We start from the raw sequence: 8,222 nt of genomic DNA, 5'->3' as shown, positions 1-8,222 counted from the left end.
CAGTGAGTTGGATACGAATCATAACCAGTAATACCTAAGAGATTAGGAAAATGAATAGAGATTGGTGCGAGTCGATATAGAGACGGCGCACATTCTACGAAGCTTCTTCTGAATTGGATTTGCTGTGGGCTGCAGAATAACGCAGACACAACAAATCGACAGTTTATGCCTGATGACCATAGCGAGTTGGTACCACCCCTTCCCATCCCGAACAGGACCGTGAAACGACTCTGCGCCAATGATAGTGCTGCAACCAGTGTGAAAGTAGGTTATCGTCAGGCTCCCTTTAAAAACCCCTCGTTACAGTAGTAACGGGGGGTTTTGCTTTTAGGTGCGCTTTAGGCGCTTTGTGGTTTAGGCTTTGTGTTTAGCTTTGCTTTATGCGCGTAGCGCTTTGCCTGAAGCTTTAAAGGTTCAGAATTGACGAACCGCATACACGCTGAAATTTAGCTGCACACCGATGCGCCAGGCACATACGGAGAAGCACAATACAAGTGACGGGGCAATGCTGCAGCAAGCAGCTGAGCTAAAAAACAAAAAACAAAAATAAAGGGAGAACGCTCGCGCGTTCTCCCTTTGCTGTATATGTAGCTAATCGTGTTGATTACAGTGCCTGAAGGCGTTGCAGTGCCTGGTCCAGCGTACTTTGACGTTTCGCAAAACAGAAGCGCACAACGCCAGAGTCTGTCGGCTTTTGATAAAAAGCGCTCATTGGTATACAGGCGACACCTGCCTCCTTGGTAAGCCACTCAGCAAATTCCCTTTCAGGTAAGTCTGAAACATCCCGATAACGCACGCTTTGGAAATAAGTTCCAAGACAAGGAAGGAGCTCAAAACGGGTTTGCTGTAATCCATCGCGAAAATAATCGCGCTTTTCCTGGTAAAACGCAGGTAACTCCCAATGCTGGCTCGAATGTGACAGATGTTCGGCTAATGCGGCCTGCATAGGGGAGTTAACGGTGAATACATTGTATTGATGGACTTTGCGAAACTCTGTGCTCAGCATCTTAGGCGCCGCGATGTAGCCGACTTTCCAGCCCGTGACATGGAAGGTTTTGCCAAAGCTGGACACAATCAGACTACGTGCTTTCAGCTCAGGGTCGCTCGCCATCGAAGCATGGATCTGACCATCGAAAATAATGTGTTCATACACTTCATCAGACAAAATCAGGATGCCGCTATCTCTCACGCAGTCCTTGAGTGCCTCGATATCATCCTGAGTCAATACAGTACCGGTCGGGTTGTGCGGTGAATTCAGGATCAGCATCCGGGTTCTTGGCGTGATGGACTGTTTGACTTTATCCCAGGGGATGAAGTAACGACTTCCATCTAACTCCATTTGTACAGGCTTGGCGATGCCGCCAGCCAGATGGATGGAGGGCAGATAACTGTCGTAAGCAGGCTCTATGATGATGACTTCGTCGCCTGCGTGCACGAAAGTCAGGATGGCCGTCAGCAGGGCCTGCGTCGCGCCGGCCGTCACTGTTATTTCGGACTCTGCGTCATAGACACTGTCATACGCTATGCGGATCTTGTCTGCGATCGCATTTCTGAGTGTTGGCAGGCCAGGCATAGGTGGATACTGATTGATTCCGGCCTGCATGGCAGCTGTGACGCGCTCTATTAGGGTGGGATCGCAGTCAAAGTCAGGAAAGCCTTGTCCCAGATTGATGGCCTGATGCTGTTGAGCCAATTTGGACATAACTGAAAAAATGGTGGTGACCTCACCTGGAAATTTCGAGTCACTGGGAGAGAATTGAAATTCTGACATGATGGAGTGCGTAAAAAAGCCCCGGCTGGCGGGGCTTGAATGACAAGGATTATTTGGTGCCGAATAAACGGTCACCGGCATCACCGAGTCCAGGCACGATATAGCCATGCTCATTCAGACATTTATCGATGGAAGCGGTAATCACCGGTACATCAGGATGTGCCTTTTGCATGACCTGGATGCCTTCTGGTGCAGCTAACAGGCAAACAAACTTAATGGTTTTTGCACCACCCAGTTTCAGTCTTTCGATAGCGGCAGCGGCAGAGTTACCCGTTGCCAGCATAGGATCAACCACGATGACCAGGCGGTCAGCGATATCTTCCGGCACTTTGTAGTAATACTCAACCGGTTCCAGGGTTTCTGGATCGCGGTACAGACCGATATGACCAACCCGTGCATTCGGCAACAAATCCAGCATGCCATCCAGAATGCCATTGCCGGCACGCAGCACGGAAATAACGCACAGCTTTTTGCCGCTGATGGTTGGTGCATCAATAGTTTCGATTGGTGTCTCGATTTTAGTGAATCCGATAGGCAGGTCTCGCGTCACTTCATATGCCAGCATCTGGCTGATTTCACGTAACAGACGGCGAAAATTATCTGTAGGCGTATCTTTACTGCGCATCAGGGACAGCTTGTGCTGTACTAATGGATGCTTAATTTCTGTGACTAATTCATTCAAGATGATTCTCCTGCTAATTTTGGTGTGACCGCTATTTTACGTTGCTGTAAGGCTTTATGGGAGAGCCAGGGCAGAAATTGGATGCAACAATCTGGAAATAAGGGGCTTTTCCCGCTTTACTCGAAGGATTGTTTATTTTTGCATCGCCGATAATTCTGATATGAGGTTTCACGCGCACGGGCCGGTGATGCGGAGACACAAGGATATATTCAGGAGCGAAGCATGGATAACCAGTCACTGTTAAACAAATTTTCTTTGGGAGCTTATTCCCTCGATCGCCTTGACGATAGCAAGGAGGATTTGTTGTCTTCGCCTGATGTACTGGAATCTAACTCCCGTATCGATGTAAAGGGAATTCGTGAAGCGATAGCGCGGGTAGAAGCAGAAGCACGAGCCACCGTCGCGACGGAAACCCGTCTGAAAGCGGAAGAAGCTGCGCGTGAATTAGCGCAAACCCGGGCCCAGGCTGAATCTGAAGCAGCAGAATTAGCGCAAGCTAAACTGAAACTGGAAGAAGAAGCTGCGAAACAGAGCCAGGCCAGGCTCATCGCTGAAAAAGAATCGCAGGCAGCCAGTGTCGCTCGTGCTGCCGCTCACGAGATGGAGTCGCGTGAATTGCAGCAACGTGCTGAGATGGAGCATCGTGCCCGTCAGCAGTCCGAATTGCGCCAGCGTCTGGAGCGTGAAGCACGTCAGCGCGCCGAGCAAAAATGGAAGACAGAAGCGGATTTAAGCAGTAAGGCCCATGCTGAAGCCAGTCGTCTCGCCGAACAAACAGAAGTTGCTAAAAGTTTCGCGGCTGAACGGTTTGCCGCATCAGAAAGCGCCCGTCAACAAGCCAGTGAACGTGCATTAGCCGATGCAAAAATTGTTGAGCTCGCACGTGAGCGTGAAAAGCTTGATCGCGAAGCCCGTCAACATGCTGAAATGCTTGCCAAGGTACGCAATGAAGCTTTACAGGCGAGTAAAGAGCGTGAGCAAGCCGAGGCAAAAGCTTTAGAAGTTGCCATTAACCGTGCACCGATGGAAATGCGTGCACGTGAAGATGCAATGGCACGTCTGCATATTGAGCAAGAACAGGAGGCGATGGCGCAGGCGCGTATGGAGTCTGAGCAACGCGCTGCAGAAGCCATCCAGATGCGTATGCAGGCCGAACAGGACTTGCGCGCAGCAGCACAAAAACGGGAGCAGGCTGAGTTAATGGCCGCCGCGACCGCGCAGGCACGTAAAGATGCAGAAGAAAGAATCCGTCAGGTCACGGAATCCCGTATCCGTGCTGAACGTGAGTTGCAGACCACAGCATTGTCCCGTATCGAAAACGAACAGCAAGCGGATGCCCAGGCGCGTGAACGCCTGGCAGCAGAGGCGGCGGCAACTGAAGAAGCAAGATTGCGCCGTATCGCCGAGCAAGAAGCGACTGCGCTGGCACAGCAACGTGCGGCAGAGGAGCAGCGTGCCGCAGAGCTGGCCAAAGAGCGCATAGAGATAGAGCGCCAGGCCGTACAACTGGCGCGTGAACAAGCGGATGCTGAGCAACAGGCGCTGAGCGCATCTGCCTTCCAGGCTGAGCTGCTGAAGCGGGCTCAGGCTGCGTCAGAATTAAAAGCACAAAAAACCGCTGAGTTGCTGCAGGCAGAACAGTTGCGGGCAGACGCTGAGCAAAAGGCAGCACTAGCGCTGGAGGAAAAATTACAGGCAGAACGTAGCAAAACCCAGCAAGCGCATGCGCGTTCACAGACTGAGCGCGAACATACCGAGCTGTTACGCATGCAGGAAGAAGTAGCGCGGGCAGCCAGTTTAGCGCAGGAAAGCGAAATGATCGCTGAACGCATTGCGTTAGAAAAAGCGATGAAACAGGCTGAATTGCAGCAACGCCGTGCAGAAATGATGGCAAAGAAAACCCGCGACGCAGATGAACTGCTGCGCGTTCAGGAACAGTTGGCAAACGATGAGGCGAAAGCGATGGCATTGCTGGATGAAAAACTGGATGCAGAACGTCGTCGCGCAGTGGCGGTACAGGCGATGTTAGCAGCGGCAGAAGAAAAACTGGCGCTGGAACAGGCTGCACGTGAAGAGGCTGAGGCAGCCCGGTTTGCCGAGGAGCAGGCGAAAGCTGCTGCGGCGGCGCGTGAAGCGGCAGAGCGTGCTGCACGCCTGGCTTCAGAAGAACAGGCACTGGTACAGCAACAGGCTTTGATTGAAGCCGAAAAGCAAAAAGAGATGCAGCAACAGGCTGCACAATTCGCAGCGCTGCAGCAGCAACAGGCTGCTGAACTGACCAAAGCAGAACAAATTCGTAGTAAAGCAGAGCAGCAAGCCGCCAACCTGGCACAAGAAAAATTAGAGGCCGAAAAGCTGACCGCAGAAGAAATCATCGCCCGCGCCTGCGCTGATCGTGAGCATGTTGCGGTATTGCAGGCACGTCAGCAACAGGAGCAGGAAGCCCGTCTGGCGCGCCAGGCCATGATAGAAGCCGAGCAGCAGCGCTTGATCAAAATTCAGGAACATGCTGACTTACAAAAGCAGGCTGCGCAGGATGCAAAAGAAAAAGTTCAGCAAGCCGAGCAATTGGGAAAAACTTTGCGTTTGCGCGCAGAAGCAGAAAAAAAAGCGCTGACACTGGTACAGGAAAAACTGCATGCAGAACAGCAGTTAGCCGCTGAATTGGCCGAAAAAGCCCGCCTTGAAGAAGCGGAAAAGATCGAGCATCAGGCACGTTTGCAAGCGGAGCAGGCGATCTGTGAAGCTTTAGAGTTTAAGCTGGCTCAGGAAAAACAATTACATGAAGAGCTGGCTGCGAAAGCCAACGCTGAACAGACTGCAGCCAATGCAGCTGAACAGCGCGTGAGAGCAGCCAGCCGCGCCAAGCGCCTGGAACAGGAAAAGGCCCAGTCACAACTGGCAGCAGCTGCTGCACTGGAAGAGCAGGCACGCCTGGCAGAACAGGCTGCGCTTGCAGCACAAGTGGCGGAACAGGCGGCAAAAGAAAAGCTGCAAGCCGAACAGCTAGCCAATGCGGCGGCACAGAGCCGCGCTCAGACGGAACAGGCGCAGGCGCGTGCAGCGGCCGAGCGTGCTGCTGCTGAAGCTGAAGCACAGACTATGGCTCAGGCTAAGCTGGAAGCGGAAGTCGCATTGCAGCAGCAAGCGAAGTCTTATGCTGCCAGCCAGGTCAAGGCGCACCAGTTAGTGCAGGAGAAAAACCGCCGTCTGGCAGAGCTGGAGCAAGCTGTCGCTCAACGTGTAGAGCAGGAAGCCAGCTTATTGATGAGCACCGAGTCGCGTTTGTTGGCGGAACAACAGGCTCAGTCTGAAACCCAGGCTAAACTGGAACAAGAGCAGCTGGCACAACGCTTTGCCCAGGCCAATGCCGATGCCGAACGTATCGCTCATGCTGCCGCCGCCGCGACACTTGCAGCAGAACAGGCTTTACATCAGGAATTGGCTGCCCATGCTGAAGCTCAGCAATTGACTGCGAATCTGGTCGCACAGCGGCTGCAGGCGGAAACTCAATTGCGTAGCCTGGAGCAGCAACGTACCGAAGCCGAGCAGGCATTGATGGTGACCCTACAGCAAAAACAAGAGGCGGAGCAGGCACTGTTGAACGAGGCCGCCAGCCGCCAACAGGCTGAAGCAGAACAGCAAGCCCTGGCGCAGCAAGGTCTGCAGGCTGAACAGGAGGCACGACTTGCCTTAGAGACGGTCAACGCCGCTGAAAAGCGCTGGTTACAAGAATCTGCTGAAGAAGCCTTGATTAAACGTGAAGCCGCCGCCGCTTTAGAGAAAAAATCAGCACTGTTGGCAGCTTCTGCACAGGCTGAGCAGGCACGCTTGCACACCGAGCAGGCTTTGAGTATTGAGTTGGCCGCTAAGCTGGCTTTCCAGGAGCAGGAGCTGGCACTGCAACAAGCGACACTGGCAGCAGAAGAAAAAGCCCGTGAACTGGCAGCGCAACGTCAGGTGTTGGCACAGGAGGCAGAAGCTGCCGCTCAGGCGCAGCTGCTGGCAGAGCAGGCCTTGTTTGCGCAATCCAGCCAACATGCACAAGCGCAGAAGCTGGCTAGTCAGGCTTTGGAAGCGCGTGTGGCTGAGACGCAAAAACTGTTAGATGCGGAAAATCAGCGTGCTGCGACAGAAGCGAACACCTTGGTGCTGATACGTGAAAAACTGCAGGCAGAACAAAGCGCTGCGGCCGCCGCAGTCGCAACCGAGCAGGCCGAACAGACTTATCTGCAGGCAGCACAAGAGCGCGCTAAAGCCGAGCAAGAAGCTGCAGTTGCGATGCAGGCCAAAGCAGAGGCCGAACAGGATGCTGCGCGCTTCGCTGCCTTGCATGCAGAAACAGAATTGGAAGCCAGTCGTCTCGCGCAAGTGAAAGCAGAAGAAATGCTGGCATTGCAAAAACTGGCCGCCGAACGTGCTCATGCAGAACAACAGGAATTACTGAAGCTGGCTGAACATCAGCAACTTGAACAACAAACCATCGCCCTCAAAAATCAGGCTTTGCAAGTCATCGATGCGAAGATGCAGGCAGAAGAAGCATTGGTACAGGCTGCACAAGAACGCCTGCAAATTGAAGAGCAGTTGGCAACGGATAGTCAGCAGCGTTTGGCGTTGCATCAGGAGTCCATACAAGCCGGGCAGCAGAAACGTGAGCTGGAAGCGCAACTGGCAGCAGCGCTCAGTACTGCGCTGACCGAAGACAATTTAGCCAGCGCAGCGTTGCAGGAACGCTGCGCAGCTGAGCAGAAATTAATCGAGCTGGCGTCTGCAAGACGCGAAAAAGAACAAGCTCTGGCAGCGCAGCTGGCAAATCAACTTGCATCGGAACAGGCGGCGCTGCTGGAGCTGGAACAGCAGGAACAGGAGCAAGAGCAGCAACAAGCTGCATTCGCTGATCTGATTTTGCGCAGAAGAGAAGAGCGTCAGGCGGCAAAACTGGCGTTAGAGCAGGCGCGTGAACAAGAATTGGCACTGAGCGCAGAAGAGCAGTCTTTGCAAGCCTTGTTGGCAGGGCAGGCTGTACAAAGTGAGAAACTGGCTGCTTTGCGTGAACAGCAACGTCAGCAATTGACTGCCTTGCAAGCGCAATGGGCACAGGAAGAACAAAAACTGCAGGCAGCCGCGCAGGAAGAGCAGCAGCAACTCGCCCATGAACATCAGGCTGCAGAGGTGTTGGCACAGACCTTGATACAGCGCTTGCGCGATCAGCGTCAGCATCACGTGGTATGGCGTGAACAAGTGCAGCAGGTATTAGAGTCTGCACCTGTCACGCTGGATACGGACTTTGCTCAGTCTGAGCCAGCAACGCCGGTTGGCCTGCGTCTGCGTCCATCCATACTGGCCGGCCTGATGTTATGCGCTGGGATGATAGGGGCTGCCGGCTTTTCTCAGTTGCTGCCAGTGGTACACGCTTCCGGGCAGGTAACAGGTAAAGCCGAAGGTAAGCAGGCGGCTAGCGTACAACAGTTGCCCGTGCAAACTGCGGATTCCTCAACCAATCAGTCAGTAATTCAAGCAGCAAATCAAGTTACTAATCAAGCCGAAAATCATGCCGTGAAGGTCACTGCAACTGGTTTGCAATTGAGTTATCAACTGGGTGGGACTGCAGAGAAAAACAAGATCGCTGATCGTGAGGACAATGCAATTCAAACTGCTGAAGCTGAAGTGACACAGTTGGCCATGGTAAAGACCAAATAAGCTAACAGCTAAGAACAATAATAGTAGGGGACATGTGAAAACCGGTGGCAGGTCCACCGGTTTTTTTTG

At 53.1% G+C, this 8,222-nt stretch carries 3 protein-coding genes and 1 rRNA gene; 2 read left to right on the top strand and 2 right to left on the bottom strand.

Annotation, left to right across the window (positions count from 1 at the left end; all coding sequences use genetic code 11):
* The first annotated feature begins 168 nt into the window (after positions 1 to 168).
* Positions 169 to 281, top strand: a 5S ribosomal RNA gene (gene rrf / locus H8K43_RS03145).
* Between the two features lie 323 nt (positions 282 to 604).
* Here the strand turns inward: rrf and H8K43_RS03140 are convergent.
* Both H8K43_RS03140 and upp read right to left on the bottom strand, forming a co-directional pair.
* A complete protein-coding gene (locus H8K43_RS03140; protein WP_186902498.1) occupies positions 605 to 1,771 on the bottom strand; it encodes a methionine aminotransferase in 1,167 nt (388 codons plus the stop codon).
* Between the two features lie 49 nt (positions 1,772 to 1,820).
* A complete protein-coding gene (upp, locus tag H8K43_RS03135) occupies positions 1,821 to 2,456 on the bottom strand; it encodes a uracil phosphoribosyltransferase (protein WP_408058252.1) in 636 nt (211 codons plus the stop codon).
* Positions 2,457 to 2,675: 219 nt separating this feature from the next.
* Between upp and H8K43_RS03130 the strand changes: the two genes are divergently transcribed.
* Complete coding sequence (locus H8K43_RS03130; protein ID WP_186902497.1) at positions 2,676 to 8,153, top strand: hypothetical protein; 5,478 nt, start codon at positions 2,676 to 2,678, stop codon at positions 8,151 to 8,153.
* The last annotated feature ends 69 nt before the right edge of the window (positions 8,154 to 8,222 follow it).

This window comes from Cognatundibacterium curvum (genome assembly GCF_014284235.1).
Lineage (GTDB): Bacteria > Pseudomonadota > Gammaproteobacteria > Burkholderiales > Burkholderiaceae_D > Undibacterium > Undibacterium curvum.
The sequence above is the reverse complement of the archived record's forward strand: the minus strand, read 5'-3'. Positions and strand labels throughout refer to the sequence as shown.

Bases quoted from the DNA above. Each gene is read 5' to 3' on its own strand.
- H8K43_RS03140 (WP_186902498.1), bottom strand. From the start codon at position 1,771: ATGTCAGAATTTCAATTCTCTCCCAGTGACTCGAAATTTCCAGGTGAG.
- H8K43_RS03130 (WP_186902497.1), top strand. From the start codon at position 2,676: ATGGATAACCAGTCACTGTTAAACAAATTTTCTTTGGGAGCTTATTCC.